The sequence below is a fragment of the Amycolatopsis sp. cg9 genome, from assembly GCF_041346945.1.
GTDB lineage: Bacteria > Actinomycetota > Actinomycetes > Mycobacteriales > Pseudonocardiaceae > Amycolatopsis.
Genome location: NZ_CP166850.1, coordinates 2,411,261 through 2,427,651, shown reverse-complemented (window position 1 = coordinate 2,427,651; position 16,391 = coordinate 2,411,261). Strand labels below are relative to the sequence as shown.

General features: G+C 69.8%; 17 protein-coding genes. 7 read left to right on the top strand and 10 right to left on the bottom strand.

Features of this window, described 5'->3' with window-relative positions:
• The first annotated feature begins 121 nt into the window (after nt 1–121).
• The 4 genes from AB5J73_RS11385 (at nt 122) to AB5J73_RS11370 (ending at nt 2,585) form a co-directional block, all read left to right on the top strand.
• On the top strand, nt 122–784 hold the full coding sequence (locus tag AB5J73_RS11385) for an SCP2 sterol-binding domain-containing protein (protein ID WP_370969654.1): 663 nt from the start codon (nt 122–124) through the stop codon (nt 782–784).
• A gap of 69 nt (nt 785–853) precedes the next feature.
• Nucleotides 854–1,405 (top strand): SCP2 sterol-binding domain-containing protein, encoded by a 552-nt coding sequence (locus tag AB5J73_RS11380; RefSeq protein ID WP_370973085.1) that lies wholly within the window; start codon nt 854–856, stop codon nt 1,403–1,405.
• Between the two features lie 189 nt (nt 1,406–1,594).
• Entirely contained in the window at nt 1,595–2,332 is a 738-nt protein-coding gene (locus AB5J73_RS11375; protein ID WP_370969653.1) for a DNA cytosine methyltransferase, read from the top strand.
• A 4-nt stretch (nt 2,333–2,336) separates the two neighbouring features.
• A complete protein-coding gene (locus AB5J73_RS11370; protein ID WP_370969652.1) occupies nt 2,337–2,585 on the top strand; it encodes a hypothetical protein in 249 nt (82 codons plus the stop codon).
• A gap of 3 nt (nt 2,586–2,588) precedes the next feature.
• Here AB5J73_RS11370 and AB5J73_RS11365 read toward each other — a convergent pair whose 3' ends face one another.
• Together AB5J73_RS11365 and AB5J73_RS11360 are read right to left on the bottom strand one after the other, a co-directional pair.
• Nucleotides 2,589–2,963: a very short patch repair endonuclease gene (locus tag AB5J73_RS11365; RefSeq protein WP_370973083.1), complete on the bottom strand. Its 375-nt coding sequence runs from the start codon at nt 2,961–2,963 to the stop codon at nt 2,589–2,591.
• Between the two features lie 75 nt (nt 2,964–3,038).
• Entirely contained in the window at nt 3,039–3,506 is a 468-nt protein-coding gene (locus AB5J73_RS11360; protein WP_370969651.1) for an FxsA family protein, read from the bottom strand.
• A gap of 167 nt (nt 3,507–3,673) precedes the next feature.
• On the opposite strand from AB5J73_RS11360, the gene AB5J73_RS11355 reads away from it, so the two are divergent.
• Nucleotides 3,674–4,906 carry a hypothetical protein gene (locus AB5J73_RS11355; RefSeq protein ID WP_370969650.1) on the top strand — a complete coding sequence of 411 codons (1,233 nt, stop codon included), beginning with the start codon at nt 3,674–3,676 and terminating at the stop codon, nt 4,904–4,906.
• On the opposite strand, the gene AB5J73_RS11350 is transcribed toward AB5J73_RS11355, so the two are convergent.
• From AB5J73_RS11350 to pdhA, 5 genes are all read right to left on the bottom strand, one after another.
• Nucleotides 4,863–6,809, bottom strand: a complete 1,947-nt coding sequence (locus tag AB5J73_RS11350) for an ABC transporter ATP-binding protein (protein ID WP_370969649.1) — start codon at nt 6,807–6,809, stop codon at nt 4,863–4,865. The two genes, AB5J73_RS11355 and AB5J73_RS11350, sit on opposite strands and share 44 nt — an antisense overlap.
• A 20-nt stretch (nt 6,810–6,829) precedes the next feature.
• A complete protein-coding gene (locus AB5J73_RS11345) occupies nt 6,830–7,417 on the bottom strand; it encodes a TetR/AcrR family transcriptional regulator (RefSeq protein WP_370973080.1) in 588 nt (195 codons plus the stop codon).
• Nucleotides 7,418–7,540: 123 nt separating this feature from the next.
• Nucleotides 7,541–8,884, bottom strand: coding sequence for a dihydrolipoamide acetyltransferase family protein (locus tag AB5J73_RS11340; protein WP_370969648.1), 1,344 nt, complete (start codon nt 8,882–8,884; stop codon nt 7,541–7,543).
• 16 nt (nt 8,885–8,900) lie between these two features.
• Entirely contained in the window at nt 8,901–9,893 is a 993-nt protein-coding gene (locus AB5J73_RS11335; protein ID WP_370969647.1) for an alpha-ketoacid dehydrogenase subunit beta, read from the bottom strand.
• Nucleotides 9,893–11,098 carry a pyruvate dehydrogenase (acetyl-transferring) E1 component subunit alpha gene (pdhA, locus tag AB5J73_RS11330; RefSeq protein ID WP_370969646.1) on the bottom strand — a complete coding sequence of 402 codons (1,206 nt, stop codon included), beginning with the start codon at nt 11,096–11,098 and terminating at the stop codon, nt 9,893–9,895. Before pdhA ends, AB5J73_RS11335 begins: the two co-directional genes overlap by 1 nt.
• 368 nt (nt 11,099–11,466) lie before the next feature.
• On the opposite strand from pdhA, the gene AB5J73_RS11325 reads away from it, so the two are divergent.
• Entirely contained in the window at nt 11,467–12,888 is a 1,422-nt protein-coding gene (locus AB5J73_RS11325) for a M20/M25/M40 family metallo-hydrolase (protein WP_370969645.1), read from the top strand.
• Between the two features lie 65 nt (nt 12,889–12,953).
• On the opposite strand, the gene AB5J73_RS11320 is transcribed toward AB5J73_RS11325, so the two are convergent.
• On the bottom strand, nt 12,954–13,514 hold the full coding sequence (locus AB5J73_RS11320) for a TetR/AcrR family transcriptional regulator (RefSeq protein WP_370969644.1): 561 nt from the start codon (nt 13,512–13,514) through the stop codon (nt 12,954–12,956).
• Between the two features lie 85 nt (nt 13,515–13,599).
• On the opposite strand from AB5J73_RS11320, the gene AB5J73_RS11315 reads away from it, so the two are divergent.
• Complete coding sequence (locus tag AB5J73_RS11315; RefSeq protein ID WP_370969643.1) at nt 13,600–14,604, top strand: hypothetical protein; 1,005 nt, start codon at nt 13,600–13,602, stop codon at nt 14,602–14,604.
• On the opposite strand, the gene AB5J73_RS11310 is transcribed toward AB5J73_RS11315, so the two are convergent.
• Entirely contained in the window at nt 14,601–15,443 is an 843-nt protein-coding gene (locus AB5J73_RS11310) for a transglutaminase domain-containing protein (protein WP_370969642.1), read from the bottom strand. The two genes, AB5J73_RS11315 and AB5J73_RS11310, sit on opposite strands and share 4 nt — an antisense overlap.
• On the bottom strand, nt 15,440–16,387 hold the full coding sequence (locus AB5J73_RS11305) for an alpha-E domain-containing protein (protein ID WP_370969641.1): 948 nt from the start codon (nt 16,385–16,387) through the stop codon (nt 15,440–15,442). Before AB5J73_RS11305 ends, AB5J73_RS11310 begins: the two co-directional genes overlap by 4 nt.
• Nucleotides 16,388–16,391: the final 4 nt, after the last annotated feature.

Sequence of the window (16,391 nt, the reverse complement as noted above, 5' to 3'; positions counted from 1 at the left end):
CCTCCTCGTTGCTGCCCGGAGACGGTACCGGTCGCGGCCACGGGAGGGTGATTTCGGCACGCTTGCCCGCCTACCTACTGGCGGGTAGCCTTACGCTTGGGTAACCGGAGAGGGAGTGACCATGGCCGACAACGCCGGGATGACCAGCGCCGATCGCGTCGCGGCCCTCCGCGGGGCGCCGCTGCTCGACGCGCTGGAGCGCCTCGACCCGCTGAGCCCCGAAGCGCACGCCCTCGACGTCAACGCCCTCGCGGACGCCCTGAACCCGGCGGATCTGGGCAAGGACGACTTCCGCCGGCTGTTGAACGCGCTGCTTCGCCTGGCCGAGCGAGCCCCGGCGTTCGACCTGAGCAAGGTCGACCCGGCGCGCTTCGCCTCGCTGGTGTCGTCGGCCTCCCGAGCCCAGCTCGAAAGCGTCGTCGCGGAGCGCCCCTTGCGGGAGCGCGTACTGGCGGAGATCTTCGCGCGCATGGGCTCCCACATCAGACCCGAGCGGGCCCGCGACCTGCACGCGGTAGTCCACTGGCGCCTCTCGGGAGGTGTCGGCGAAGGCGGCTACGACCGCTACGAGACGGTGATTTCCCACGGCTCGTGCACGGTCAGCCGCGAGATGCGCGAACGCCCCCGCGTCACGATCACCCTCGCCCCCGCCGACTTCTTCCGGCTCATCACCCACCAAGCCACCCCGGCGGTGTTGTTCGTCACGGGAAGAATCAAGGTCAAGGGTGATTTGGCCTTCGCGGCGGGCCTCATCGGATTCTTCGACCTCCCCCACCCCGTATAGTCAGTTTCCGTGCCCCGAAAAGCGAAGTGGCGCCTTTCCCGGCCCCGCGGCATCCGCGGCAGCCACGTGGTGAACGCGTTCGCGGAGAAGCTGGTCATCGGCAACCTGACGGCTTCGCAGTTCGTCCAGGTCCTGGAAACCCTGCACATGCTGGGCTCCGTGGGAGCGGGGATCGAGCTGAGCTCGCTGTCGACGGACGTGCTGGTCGACGTCGTCCGCCGTGCTTCGCGTGAGCAGTTGAAGGCGATCGCGGAGCATCCGGAGCTGCGTCCGGTGTTTCTCGACGAGATATTCCGCCGGATGTCGGAGCATTTCTTACCGGAGAAGGCCCGGCACGTGGATTTCGTGGTTTCTTGGCGCTTTTCGGAGGGGTCTGGCGAGGACGGGTACGACCGGTTCCAGACGGTGATCGAGGACGGGGTTTGCGTGTCTTCGACGGACCTTTCGCGATCGCCGGACACCACGATCACGCTGTCGGTGGACGACTTCATCCGGATGGCGACCGGGAACGCCGCCGTAGCGGCGATGTTCGTGACGGGGCGGGTCAAGGTGAAGGGCGAGTACGCGCCGGCGGTGCGGTTCTCGAGCTACTTCGACATCCCCAAGCCCAGCGATACGTGAGCAGCTGCAGACTCCGGGGATGGACCGGCCGGCGTGTCGGGTTCGGTGGCGACCTTCTTGTCGGACCTGCCTTATACACTCCTGTCCCATGACCGACGGACAACTGCCTTCTCGTTTGCCTGAGCAGGTCGAGATGGTGGATCTCTTGCCGGTCCAGGCGGGCTTGATGTCGCCGCTCATTGGCTTGGGGTGTCCGTCGTCGGGATCGAGTGGGACGGCGATGCGTGCACCACACGCGTGAACGCCGGCCTCCACACCAAGCACGGTGACGTCCGGCTTTCGAAGCCCGCCGATTACCCGGAAGCTCGCCTCTTGAGCGGAAGCCCGCCGTGTCAGACGTATACGGTCGCCGGGACGGGAGCAGGTAGGCGAGCTCTCGACCAGGTGTTGTCCTTCGTGGAGGCCATCTCCGACGGCAGCGACATCACGGGGGGTCTCGCGCAGCTGGATGACGAGCGCACAGGCCTCGTCCTGGAACCGCTGCGGTGGGCGGTCGATGCCGGCGTCCCCTATGAAGCGATCATCCTCGAGCAGGTTCCTGCGGTGCTGCCGGTGTGGGAGGCGTTCGCCGAGGTGCTCGAGAAGCGCGGCTACAGCGTCGATTGCGGGATTCTCCACACCGAGGACTTCGGTGTTCCGCAGACGCGTCGCCGGGCTATTCTCATCGCCCGGCGCGATGGCCGGGCCGAGTTGCCCAAGCCCACGCATCGGCGTTATCGCAAGGGGCAGGCGCGCGGCGAAGGCGACCCGCGTCTCCGTCCGTGGAAGACCATGGGGGAAGCGCTCGGCTGGTCCGAGCAGTTCACCGTGGTCTCCAACTACGGTACTGGCGGCGATCCCAAGGCGCGGGGCAAGCGCCATTCGACACAACCCCGCCTTCACTGTCACCGGCAAGGTCTCCCGCAACCGCCTGATCAACCGTCCTGAAGGGATGCCCGACCGGTTCACCGACGGCGAGGCGGGCAGACTGCAGACCTTCCCTCCCGACTATCCCTGGTCCGGCCGAGGCATCGCCCAACAGGTCGGAAACGCGATTCCACCTCGGCTCGCCGCCCATGTCCTGGCTGCGGCGTTGGGCAAGGAGCTCGACGTCGGCATTCTGGACCGGTGCGTCAAGCGAAGCTGGAAGGAGACCCGCAACGGGGTCGAGGGTCTGCTGAAGGACACCCGCCAAAGCTGATCTTCAGCGACGTTCCCGTATCGCCGAGATGACCCGGGCGGCAGCGGTTTCCGGGGTCTCATGCTCCCAGACTCGTAGAGCGAGCCACCCGGCGTCCCGGAGCCGCTCGTCGGTGTCGGCGTCCCGCTTGCGGTTGGTTTCGATCTTGAGACGCCAGAAGTCCGCGTTGTTCTTCGGCCAAGTGGCGTGTTCCGGACACCCGTGCCAGAAACAACCGTCGACGAAGACCGCGACGCGGGCTGGACCAAAGACCAGGTCGGCTTCTCGACGCACCCCTTCGACCGGACGCCGGTGCACTCGGTAGCGGAACCCCGCGCGATGGAGGAGTCTGCGCAGTGCCATCTCTATCCCGGTGTTCCGGGACTTCTGCTTGCTCATCCGGATGCGTACCGCGGACGTGGTCTTCAAGCGCTCCACGCGCACATTGTGACAAGGTTCGAGCCCATCCGGGGGCTACCCCTCGATGACGCGACCCTCGATCACCGTCGGCTGATCCCGCCTGGGCTCCTCCGGCGAAACGACCTCACTGTCCACCACCATCACCGGCCCCCGCCGCTGGTTCGCGAACCGCACCGCGCGCTTCTCCATCCGCTTCAACCACAACCGCCGAGCCACCGCGCGCGAAGGCGGCAGGATCAACAGCAGCCCGAGCACGTCACTCACGAACCCCGGAACCAGGATCAGCACCCCACCCAGCCCGACGAGCATCCCGTCGGTCAGCTCATTCTCCGAAGGACGCCCAGCCCGAGCCGACTCCACAAACGCTCGCATCGCCTTCGCACCTTCGCGGCGGGCGAGCCAGGAGCCGATGAAGGCGCCGCCCAGGAGGAGGGCCAGTGTGCCGAGGATGCCGACAGCCGAGCCCACCGCCCAGATCGCGGCGATCTCGGCGATGACGTAGAGCAGGAACGCGACAGCCATACCCGGACAACGAACGACCTGTCCGATTTGCTCCCGCGGCCGAACCCCACCGGCTAGGGTCACACCTCGTGCCCGACTGGTTCCGCTGGCTCCTGATCGCGCTCGCGGTGCTCGGCGGCGTCCTCCTGGTCGGGCGGCGACGTCTACGCCTGCCAGAGTTTCCGCAGGTGAAGGCCGGTATAGCCGCGTCCGTGCTCGTCTGGCTGGCGATCGCCGTCGTCGTCGCCGGAGGAACCGGGGGTGGGCTGCTCTGGTTCCTCGGCTGGCCGCGGCTGCCCACCACGGCCGCGTTCGACGTCACCCAGTTGCTCGACCTGCTGAAGATCGCCCTCTCCGTGGTCGCCGGGTTGGGCGGGGTGGTGCTGCTCGCCGTCAACTACCGGAAGCAGCGCGTCACCGAGAACGAGCACGCCCTCGCCGTCGAGAAGGCCGAGCGCGAGACCGTTCAAGGGTTCAACGAACGGCTCGGTGCCGCCGCCGAGCAGCTTGCCCACGACAGCCCCGCGGTGCGGTTGACCGGCGTTTACGCCCTCGCCGGGCTCGCCGACGACTGGGTGGACAAGCGCCAGGTCTGCGTCGACGTCCTCTGCGGCTACCTGCGGCTCCAACCCGAAACCATGACGCCCGGCGAGTCCGTCGTGCGCGAGGCGATCCTCCGGATGTTCCGCGAACGGCTGACCGGATTGCGGTGGTGGCGGCAGCCGGTCGACTTCGACTTCACCGAGGTCGTGTTCGAGAACGCCGACTTCTCCGGGCTCCGGTTCCGCGGGCGGCTGATCCTCGACCGGGCGGAGTTCACCGGGGAGCTGACCTCGTTCGGCCGCGCGCGCTTCAGCGGCGGCCTCAGCTGCCACGGCACCCGCTTCGCCGCCGAGCTCACGACCTTCGGCAGCGCGACCTTCGACAGCGACATCGAGTTCGTCGGCGCCGAGTTCGCCGGGCGGGAGCTCAGCTGGGCCGGCGCGACCGTCAAAGGGGGGACGACCGCCTTCTACCGGTGCCGGGTCGCGTGCGAACGGCTGGACTTCACGCAGCTGAGCGTCGAAACCGGAGAAGTGCGCTTCGAGCAGATGGAACTGTCGGACACCGAGGTGGACTTCGAGAACCTCGACGCCGGCTGGCTCGGGTCCGAAGGCGGCTTCCCGCGGCTGGTCTTCGAAGACGTGCGGTTCGCGCGCGGGCGCCTGCGGCTCGAGCTGTGGAGCGACCGTGAGCGGATGATCTGGCTCCGGGAGTGCGTGCTCGACGCCGTGACCGTCGAAATCCGCGCGCTCGACGACGTGCGGCCCTGGCTGAACCTGCGGAACGTCGAACTCCGCGGGGGCACCGAAATCCCCGCGGAGTTCGTCCGGACGCCTAGCTCGGCACCTCGTCCAAGTACGCCCTCGCCTGGAGCGTGAACAGCTCCGCATACCCGGCCTTCGCCGCCATCAGCTCCTCGTGCGTGCCGTACTCCGCCACCTTCCCCCGGTCCAGCAGCAGAATCCGCTCCGCCTGCCGGACCGTCGAGAACCGGTGCGAGATGTACAACGTCGTCCGCCCCTCCGACAGCTGGCGCAGTCGCGCGAACAAGTCGTGCTCCGCCTGTGCGTCCAACGCCGAAGTCGGTTCGTCCAGGATCAACAGCGGCGCCTCCCGCTGGAACGCCCTGGCCAGCGCGATCTTCTGCCACTCACCACCGGACAGCGAGACGCCCTGGTCGAACCAGCGGCCCAACGGACTGTCGTACCCGGACGGCAGCCGCTCGATGCGTTCGTCCGCGCCCGCGCGACGAGCTGAATCCTCGATGTGGGGCCGGTCCTCCAACCGGGAAAGGTCCCCCAGACCGATGTTCTCGGCCGCCGTTCCCTGGTACGTCACGTAGTCCTGGAACATCGCGCTGATCCGCGTCCGCAGCTCGACCGGGTCGTACTCGCGGATGTCCACGCCGTCCAGCAAGATCCGGCCGGCGGTCGGGTCGTACAGGCGGCACAGGAGCTTGAACAGCGTCGACTTGCCCGCGCCGTTGCGGCCCACCACGGCCACTGTCTCGCCCGGGCGGATCTCGAAGCTGACGTCCTCCAGCGCCGGCTCCTCCGAGCCCGGGTAGGCGAACGTCACCGAATCGAACTCGATGTGACCGTCCACAACAGACGGGAACGCCCGCGGTGCCGGAGGTGCCGTGATCTCCGGTTTCGTGTCCAGGAAGCGGTAGAGCGTGTCCAGATAGAGATTGTTCTCGTACATCCCCGAAAACGCCGTGAACAGCCCGGACACCGACGCCTGCACGGACGTCGCCGCCGCCGTGTAGAGAGCGAGGTCGCCCAGCGTCAGCCGGCCGCCGACCGCCTCCAACGCGATGTACAGCGCGATCGCCGAGCCCGCGAACGTGCTCAGCAGGCCCCAGGACGTCGAGCTGATGTTGCGGTTGATCGTCAGCTTCCGCTGCCGCTCGTACGACACGACGCCGAGGCGGCGGAAGCGGTCGACGAAGTACGGGCCGAGGCCGAACAGCTTCGTTTCCTTGGCGTACGTGTCCGTCGTGACCAGCGAAGACAGGTAGTCCATCCGCCGCTTGATCGGCGACATCAGGAACGTCAGCCAGAACGCGCGCGAGCCGTACTTGGACTGCGAGATGAACGCCGGGATCGGCGCCAGCAGCGCGACCAGTGCCAGCAGCGGGCTGATCGAGACGAGCAGCGCGACCATGCTCCCGAACGTGATCAGCGTCCGGACGAGGCCCAGCGCGGAGTTCATCATCGACAGCGGACGTGTCGGGGCTTCCTGCGCCGCCTGGCGCAGCATGTCGTAGGACGTCGAACCCTCGAAGTACGCCAGGTGCAGCTCGCTCGCGTGCGCCATCACGCGGTGGCGGATGGTCAGCGTCATGCGTTCCTGCAGCAGGGCCTGCGCGATCGACGTCAACGCGCTGCTGATCGCGGTCGCGGCGAGCACCGCGAACTGGAACAGGGCGACGTCGACGATGTCGGCGGTGGTGCCCTTGCCCTGGATCGCCGCGACGACGGAATCGAGCAGCAGCTTCGCGACGTACGCCGTCACCGTCGGCAGGAGGCCCGATAGGAGCGTGATCAGGGCCAGCACGATCGTCAGGGGCCGGCTCGCCTGCCACGTCAGCTTCGCGACCTTCGGCAGGCCGCGGACCGTGCCCGCCACGGACGTCCTCGCGCGCTTGAGCCGCGAGCGCAGGTCCTTCGGCTGGTCTTCCGGTTTCGGTTCCGGGATGTCGACCGGGCCGGTGAGCCCGCTCTCCGGCACGGTCGTCGCGTGCCGGCGACGGCCGCGGCGGGCCATCATGAACTCCATCCCGCCCCCACCGCCCGGGATCACTTGGCCTCCACGGCGCCGTGCAGGAAGACGTCGACCACCTGGCGCGGGGTGGGTACGTCGCCGTCCGGGGCCATCCGGCCGCCGAACAACACGGTCAGGAAGAGACCCGCCAGCTGCTCGGGTGGCAGGCGCAGGCGGTCCTTCTCCGGCGTGAACAGCTCGACCATCGCGCCGCGCATGGCGGCCATCGACTCGCGGCGGCCGCCCTTCCACGTCTTGCGCTGGTCCTTGAGGCGCTGCTCGGGGTCGCGGTGGCGGACGCGGCCGGACGCGTGCAGGGCGCCCATCAGCGCGCCCATCCGCTCTAGGTGCGCGCCGAGCGCTTCGGCGGCCTCGACGAGGCGGTCCGCCAGGGGCTGGTCGATCGGGATCTCGGCGATCGCGTCGAGCACGTGGTCGGGCTTGAGCGCCTCCGCGGTGCAGGCGTCGAACAGCTCGTCCTTGTCCTTGAACGCGCGGAAGATGGTGCCCTCGCCGATGCCGGCGGCGCGGGCGATCTGGCTCGTCGTGACGTTGGCGCCGTGCTCGATGAGGAGCGGCAGCACCGCGTGCACGATCATGGCGCGCCGCGCTTCGGCGCTCATGCCCGGCGCTCTCCGCCGGGTTTCGGGTGCTGGTGTCATGCCACCATTGTGCGGAGTGAGTGCTCACTCCGTCAAATGAGTAAAAGTGAAGGCCGCCCGAAAGCGGCCTCCACCTGAGAAAACTCAGTAAGTCATCGCCATCGCCGGGTCGGCCAGGAGGGCGCCGACGTCGGCCAGGAACTCCGAGCCCTGCTGGCCGTCGACCACGCGGTGGTCGAAGCTCAGCGACAGCTGGAGCACCTTGCGGACCTTGATCTCGCCGTCCACCACCCACGGCTGGTCCTTGATCGCGCCGAGGCACAGGATCGCGGACTCGCCCGGGTTGATGATCGGGGTGCCGGTGTCGACGCCGAACACGCCCACGTTGGTGATCGTGATCGTGCCGTTCGCCATGTCCGCCGGCGACGTCTTGCCCTCGCGGGCGACGTCGGTCAACGCCGTGAGCGCCTGCGCCAGCTCCTTGAGCGACAGCGAGTCGGCGTCGCGGACCTTCGGCACGATCAGGCCGCGCGGCGTGGCGGCCGCGATGCCCAGGTGCACGTAGTCCTTGTAGACGATCTCCTGCGCCGCCTCGTCCCAGACCGCGTTGATGTCCGGCGTGCGCTTCGCCGCCAGGCACACGGCCTTCGCGGCGAACGTCAGCGGCGTGACCTTGACCCCGGCGAACTCCCGCGACTTCTTCAGCTTCTCGCGGAACTCCATCATCGGCGTGACGTCGATGGTCAGGAACTCAGTGACGTGCGGAGCGGTGTACGCGCTCTGCACCATCGCCGCCGCGGTCATCTTGCGGACGCCCTTGATCGGCACGCGGCGTTCGCGGGTGGCCGGGTCGTAGGCGCTGTCCACCGCGGACACCACCGGCGCGGCCGGCGCCGAGCCGTTGGCCGCGCGCTGGACGTCCTCGCGGGTGATCACGCCACCGGACGCGGTGCCGGTCAGCGCGTGCAGGTCGACGCCCAGGTCCTTGGCCAGCTTCCGGACCGGCGGCTTCGCCAGCGGGACGTACCCACCGCGAGGCGCCGCCGGAGCCACGGGAGCCGGCTCGGGCGGAGCGGCGACCGCGACGGCGGCCGGCGCGGGTGCGGGTGCGGGAGCAGCGCCCTTGCGGGCCCGCCGCTGCGTGACCACGGCCTTGGAGCCGTAGCCGACCAGCGGCTTCATCTCTTCTTCTTCGACGGGAGCGGGAGCGGCCGCGGGAGCAGGAGTGGCCGCGGCCCCGCCGGGGTCGACGTCGATGGTGAGGATCGGCGTGCCGACCTCCACCGTCTGCCCCGGCTCGACGTGCAGCTCCGTCACGACGCCGGCCCACGGGATCGGCAGTTCGACAGCGGCCTTCGCGGTCTCGATCTCGACCACGATCTGGTTGACGGTCACCGTGTCGCCCGGCTTCACGTGCCAGTTCAGGATGTCGGCTTCGGTCAGCCCCTCGGCGGTGTCGGCCAAGGGGAACTCTTTGTACGTAGGCATTGCGCGGAGGTCCCCCTTACCAGGCGAGCGAGCGGTCGACGGCGTGCAGCACCCGGTCCAGGTCGGGGAGGTAGTGCTCCTCGAGCTTGGCCGGCGGGTACGGCGTGTCGAACCCGGTCACCCGCAGCACTGGCGCTTCCAGCGAGTAGAAGCACTCCTGCTGCACCCGGGCGGCGATCTCCGAGGTCAGCGACGACTCGGACGGCGCCTCCGACAGCGCGATCAGCCGTCCGGTCTTGCGCACCGACTCGAACACCGGGCCGAGGTCCAGCGGCGAGAGCGTGCGCAGGTCGACGACCTCGAGCGAGTGGCCTTCGTCCTCGGCCGCGGCGGCCGCGTCGAGGGCGACCTTCACGGAAGGGCCGTACGCGACGACCGTCGCGGTCGTGCCCTCGCGGACGACCTGCGAGGAGAACACCGGCGGCGCGGTGCCGTCGGTGTCGATCTCCGCGCGCAGCGCGCCCGAGTGGTAGAGCCGCTTGGGCTCGAAGAACAGGATCGGGTCGTCCGACTTGATCGCCTGCTGGATGCCCCAGTAGGCGTCGACGGCGTTCGAAATGGACACGACCTTGAGCCCCGGGATGTGCGCGAACAGCGACTCCGGCGACTCCGAGTGGTGCTCGACCGCGCCGATCCCGCCGCCGAACGGCACCCGGATCACGACGGGCATCTTGACCTTGCCCTGCGTCCGGTAGTGCAGCTTCGCCAGCTGCGAAGAGATCTGGTCGAAGCCGGGGAAGATGAAGCCCTCGAACTGGATCTCGCAGACCGGCCGGAAGCCGCGCACGGCCAGGCCGACCGCGGTGCCGATGATGCCGGACTCCGCGAGCGGGGTGTCCAGCACGCGCTGCTCGCCGAAGTCCTTCTGCAGGCCGTCGGTGATCCGGAAGACGCCGCCGAGCTTGCCGACGTCCTCGCCCATGATCAGGACCTTGGGGTCTTCTTCCATCGCGCGGCGCAGGCCGAGGTTGAGCGCCTTGCCGATGGTGAGTTTCTGGAGGTCGGTCATCAGTGCTCACCCGCCGAGGCGAAACCGTCGAGGTAGGACAGGAACTCTTCGCGCTGCGCCTCCAGCACCGGGTTGCCCTCGGCGTAGACGTTGCTGAAGATCCGGTCCGGCGGCGGTTCCGGCATGTTGAACGTGTAGTCGCGCAGGTCGGCCGCGAACGCGTCGGCTTCGGCCTGGACGTCGTCGAAGAACGCCTGGTCGGCGCCGCCACCGCGGGCGAGGAACGCCCGGACGCGCTCGATCGGGTCCTTCAGCTTCCACTCCTCCAGTTCGTCGGAGAGCCGGTAGCGGGTGGGGTCGTCGGTCGTCGTGTGCGCGTCCATGCGGTAGGTGAACGCCTCGATCAGCACCGGGCCGTTGCCGTGGCGGCACTCGTCGAGCGCCCAGCGGGACACCGCGAGGCAGGCGAGGACGTCGTTGCCGTCGACGCGGATGCCGGGGAAGCCGTAGCCGCGGGCGCGCTGGTACAGCGGCAGGCGCGACTGGCGCTCGGTCGGCTCGGAGATCGCCCACTGGTTGTTCTGGCAGAAGAACACCAGCGGCGCGTCGTAGACCGCGGCCCAGACGAACCCTTCGTGGACGTCACCCTGCGAGGTCGCGCCGTCTCCGAAGTAGACGATCGTCGCTTCGCCGTCGTCGTCGCCGACCTTGCCCTCGAACTTCTGCCCCATCGCGTAGCCGGCGGCGTTGAGCACCTGGTTGCCGATCACGATGGTGTACGGGTGGAAGCCGTGGCGCTGGTAGTCCCAGCCGCTGTGGTCGGTGCACCGGAAGATGCCGAGCAGGTCCTTCATGTCGACCCCGCGCGCGAACGCGACGCCGTGCTCGCGGTAGCTGGGGAAGGCCATGTCGTTCGCCCGCAGGGCGCGGCCGGAGCCGATCTGCGCGGCTTCCTGGCCGAGCAGCGGGACCCAGATGCCGAGCTGGCCCTGGCGCTGCATGGCGTTGGCTTCGCGGTCGGCCCGCCGCACCAGCACCATGTCGCGGTACAGGCCGCGCAGGGCTTCGGCGTCGATGTCGTCGACGTACTTGTCGAACTGGGGCGAGGGCACCCGTTCGCCTTCGGGGGTGAGCAGCTGAGTCAGCTCAGCGCCACCTTCGCTGGTTGCTCGCAATCCGGCGATGACCTGCTCCGGGGAGGGCTGGGCCGCCACGGCGGCGGGCCCGTCCCCGGGTTCCGGGTGCGTCCACTGTTCGGACGGCATGCGCAGTACTCCTCGTGTCGGTGCCTCTGGCGGCCGCTTGTGGCGACCACAGCGACTGCACCGGCGGGGACCAGCGCATCGGGTCCGAAGCGCTCGGTCGCCGTCGGCGTTGACGGTTCACGCGGACATCCTGGCACGATGGTCCGCCCTTTGGTGAGTCACGGATACTTATTTGTTGCTGAGAAATAGGCGCTGAACAGGGCAAACGTTAGGAAGCCCGAGCATCGGACCTGCGAGAGTCGGGCGTCGGTCCGCGCGCTCACCTGGTACGGCGGGGTGATCACTCAGCCGTGCGTGAGCGCTTCCGCACCTCCGGTGGCGACCTTGTGATGTGCCGCACGCCGGGACCCCCGTGGCACGATGGCGGCGTGGAGCAGAAATCCGTTCGTGAATCCGTCGTGTCCGCTTGGACCGGCGACGTCGTGTCCAGTTTGTCCGGGCTCGTGGAGATCCCCGCGCTGTCCCCGGCCTTCGACGCCGACTGGGCGAAGAGCGGCCACCTCGCCGCCGCCGTCGAGCACGTCCGCGCCTGGATCGCCGGGCGCGACCTGCCCGGCGCCACCCTCGAGGTCGTGCAGCTCGAAGACCGCACGCCCCTGCTGCTCGTCGACGTCCCGGCGACCCCGGGCGCGACGGACAAGGGCACCGTCCTGATGTACGGCCACCTCGACAAGCAGCCCCCGGTCGGTGGCTGGTCCGAGGGCCTCGGCCCGTGGACGCCGGTGCTCCGCGACGGGCGGCTGTACGGCCGCGGGTCCGTCGACGACGGCTACTCCGGCTACGCGGCGACGACGGCGCTCGAAGCCGTGCACGCGGCCGGCGGCGAGCACGCCCGCACGGTCGTGCTGCTGGAGACCGGCGAGGAGTCCGGCAGTCCCGACCTGCCCGCCTACGTCGAGCACCTGGCCGACAAGATCGGCGAGGTCTCCCTGGTCGTCTGCCTGGACGCCGGCGGCAGCGACTACGAGCGGTTGTGGCTGGTCACGAGCCTGCGCGGGATGCTGCACCTCGACGTCAACGTGCAGCTGCTGGCTTCGGCGCAGCACTCCGGCGTCGCTTCGGGCGTGGTCGCCAGCTCGTTCCGGGTGCTGCGGCGCCTGATCGAGCGGCTCGAGGACAGCGAGACCGGCGAGCTCCTGCTCGACGAGCTCAAGGTCGACGTCCCGGCGGACCGGCTGGCCGAGCTCGAAGCCGTCTCGAAGGACTTCCCCGACGCGCTGGCGAAGGCGTTCCCGCTGGTCGAAGGCGGGCGCGTGATCACGGAAGACGCGCTGGAGCTGATGCTCAACAACGCGTGGCGCCCGACGCTGTCGGTGATCGGCGCCGACGGCTTCCCGAAGCCGGCCGACGCGGGCAACGTCCTGCGCGAGAGCACCACGCTCACCTTGAGCTTCCGGCTGCCGCCGACGGCCGACGCCGAGAAGGCGCTCGAAGCCGTGAAGAAGGCCCTGACCACCGACGTCCCGTACGGCGCGAAGGTCACCTTCGGCGACAACCCGCAGTCCGAGAACGGCTGGAACGCCCCGAGCGAGGCGCCGTGGCTGACGGCGGCCCTGCGCACGGTCAGCGACGAGGTCTTCGGCCGTCCGCACCGCGCGACCGGCATGGGCGGCTCGATCCCGTTCATGGGCCTGCTCTCGCGGAAGTACCCGGCGGCGCAGTTCCTGGTCACCGGCGCCTGCGGGTCGGACTCGAACATCCACGTGCCGGACGAGTGGCTGCACCTGGACTACGCGCAGCAGGTCACCGAGGCCGTCGCGCACATCCTGGACGCGCACGCCCGCGGCTGACGCGCACTTTCACGTGAAAGTGATCCGGAGGCCCCTCCAGGTCACTTTCACGTGAAAGTGCCGCTCTATCGGCAGGCTTCGCGCACGGTCGCGACGGCCGTCTCCAGGCACGCCGGGAAGTCCCGCTCCCCGGCCGCGTCGATCCAGCGGTCGAACGCGTCGCCGAAGACGATCGCCGCGACCTGCGCGGCCGCTTTCGCCTGCTCAGGCGGGGTGCCTCGGCGTTCGAGGGCCTCGCGGATCGCGGTGGCGATCGCGGCCGCCTTGCTCCGCTCGCGTTCGCGGAGTTCGGCGCTCGAGGCGATCACGGCCCGCCGCTCGGGTGACGGGTCGACCAGCCGCGTGACCTGCGTGCCGACGTCGACGAGTGCCGCGAGAACCGTGCGCAGCGGCGACCCGGCGTCTTCGGCGGCCCCGATGGCTTCGGCCACCGCGGGCGGCAGCTGCTCCGAACCGGCGAAGAGGACTTCGCGCTTGTCGGGGAAGTAGCGGAAGTACGAGCGGCGGGTGATCCCGGCGCGTTCGGCGATCTGCGTCACGGTCACGGCGTCGTACCCGTGCTCGGCGTACAGCTCCAGCGCGGCTTTCCGCAGCCGGTCCGCGGTCCCGGGATCCCATCTGGCCACGAGCGCAGTCTAACTGGTGATGTCTCAGTGTGTTGTCACGTGCTAGCCTCAGTGATGACACACTGAGACATCACTGGAGGTCGACATGGAGATCTGGGTGCTCGGAGCCCTGGGCCGGACCGGCCGCGGGATCACCGCCGAGCTGGTGGCCCGCGGCCTGCCGGTCGTGCTGGTCGGCCGCAACCGCGAACGGCTGGCGGCGAGCGGCTCGAAGTACGTCGTCGCCGACGGCGCCGAAGCCATCGCGGCCGAGATCCGGCGGCAGCGGCCGACGGTGGTCGTCAACACGATCGGCGAGTACGCCGCCACGGCCGCGACGCTCGCACGGGCCTGCCTGCCCGGCGGGCACTACATCGACCTGGCCGCGGACCTGGTTTCGGTGCGGCGGCTGCTCGACCTGCACGAAGAGGCGCTGGCCGGCGGCAGCACGTTCGTGACCGGCGCCGGCTTCGGCGTCCTGGCCACGGAAGCCGTCGTCGCGAAGCTGTGCGAAGGGCGGGACACGCCGAGCCGCGTGCAGGTCGACGCGCTGGCCTCCGTGGCGTCCGAGGGCGGGACCGTCGGGATCGCACTGGCCGCCAGCATCGTCGACGGCCTGACCGCGGTCTCGGCCGGAGGCGCGAGCCCGCGTGCCGTCGTCCTGCCCGACGGCGAGACGGTGACGGTGGCGAGCATCCCCTCGGGTGAGCTGATCGCCGCCCAGCGCGCGAGCGGCGCACCGGACGTCACGGTCTTCTCCGGGCTCGCCCCGACCGCCCCGCTGGTCCGGGCCCTGCTCCCGCTGCTCGCGCGGCTGGTGTCGATCCCGGCCGTGCGCCGCTTCGCCGTCCGGCGGCTCGCCGCGATCCGCACGAAGCCGGCGCCCCGCCCTCGTCAGCACACTTGGGGCCACGCGGTGGTCACGTGGCCGGACGGCACGACGCGCGAAGGCTGGCTCCGCGCGGGCGAGGCGATGGACTTCACGACGTCGGTGGTGGCCGAGGTCGCGGCCCGCCTGGCCCGCGGCGAAGGCAAACCGGGCGTGCACACGCCGGCGTCCGCGCTGGGCCCGGAGGTGGCCGAAGCCGCGGGCGGGACCTTCTTGCGCTAAGCCAGCCGGGTCAGGTGGACCGAGACGTCCAAAGTGGACTGCCCGCCCCCGGTGAAGATGCCCTTCAACGGGGCCACGTCCGCGTAGTCCCGGCCCATCGCCACCCACACGTGGCGCGGGCCGACCGGGATCGCGTTCGTCGGGTCGTACGCCCACCAGCCGCCGGTCCAGACGTCGACCCAGGCGTGGGATTCGCCTTCCACCACCTCGCCGAGCTTCGCGTCCGGCTTCGTGTGCAGGTAGCCCGACACGTAGCGGGCCGGGATGCCGATCGCCCGCAGCATCACCAGCGTCACGTGCGCGAAGTCCTGGCACACGCCTTCGCGTGCCTGCCACGCGTCGGTCGCCGTCGAGTGGACGCCCGTCGTGCCCGGTTGGTACTTGAGCTGCTTGTTCACCCACTCGCAGACCGCCAGCACCGCGTCCGCCGGATCCAGCCCGGTCCGCAGCGAACGGGCTTCGCGCGCCAGTGAGACGTCGCGCGGGGTGTAGTCGGTCGGGGTCAGGTACTCGGTGCGGTGGTCGATGACCGTTTCGGAGCGCAGGTCCTTCCACGTCGCCGTGCGGATCGGTTCCGCCTCGTCCGCCGTCTCGACCACCGACGTCGCGAGCACCGTGAACTCGGTGTGCGGCGCGTGGAGGTCGAACGACGTCACGACCGTGCCCCAGTAGTCCGTGTACCGGTACGCGCGCGTCGCCGGCGCCGTCTCGATGCGCGTCGCGACCGTCGTCTGGCGGCGGTCCGAGCGCGGGGTCAGGCGGGCCTCGTTGTACGACTGCGTCGCCGGGGTCGCGTACCGGTACCCGGTCCGGTGCGCCACGCGCAGCTGCCACGTCACAGGGAAACCTCCGCACCGCTCCACGCCACCCACGGGGACGTGCTGAAGTACTGCAACGACACCGCTTCCCCGATCTCCTTGATCGTCGTCTGCAACGAGCCGAGCCGCCGGGGCAGGTCGGTCAGCAGGTCCGACGGGCGGAGGAACTCCAGTTCGCTGCGGGCCCGGCCGAGCTGGCGCAGCGCTTCGGACTTCTCGTTGCTGCGCGAGCCGCCGCCCGGGTCGAGCCGCTGCAGGCACTCCTCGGCCTGCCGCAGCGCGTGGAACACCGACCGCGGGAACAGCGTGTCCCGCAACAGGAACTGCACGACGCGGCCGGCGTCCAGCGCGCCCCGGTACGTCCTCAGGTACGTGTCCTGCGCGCCGGCCGAGCGGAGCACCGTGATCCAGCCCGGCGACGACGCGCGGTCCGCGACGCGGGACAGCAGCAGCCGCACGACCATGTCGGCGCGTTCGATCGAGCGGCCGAGCACCATGAACAGCCAGCCGTCGTCGCGGCTCATCGTCGAGTCGGCGAGGCCGGCGAACATCGCCGCGCGCTCTTCCACGAACGACAGGAACGCGTGCGGGCCCGCGCGCCGGGCGTAGCGCTGCCGGTCCGGCACCGCGTTCCACGTCGCGTTCAGGCATTCCCACAGCTCGGTCGGGACGACTTCGCGCGCGCCGCGGGTGTTCTCGCGCGCCGAGTTGATCGAGCCGACGATCGACGCGGGGTTGTCCTTCGCGTACGCCACCAGCTCGGTCAGCTTCCAGACGTCGAGCGCGTCCCCGTCGGGGGTGTCGATGCCCAGGACGGCCAGCAGCTGGCGGCTCGCGTGGTCCGGGTCGACGGTCGCGTCCTCCAGCAGCTGGTGGACCGAGACGTTGAGGATGCGGGAGGTGTCGTCGGCGCGTTCGACGTACCGGCCGATCCAGTACAGCGACTCCGCGTTGCGTGCCAGCACTTCG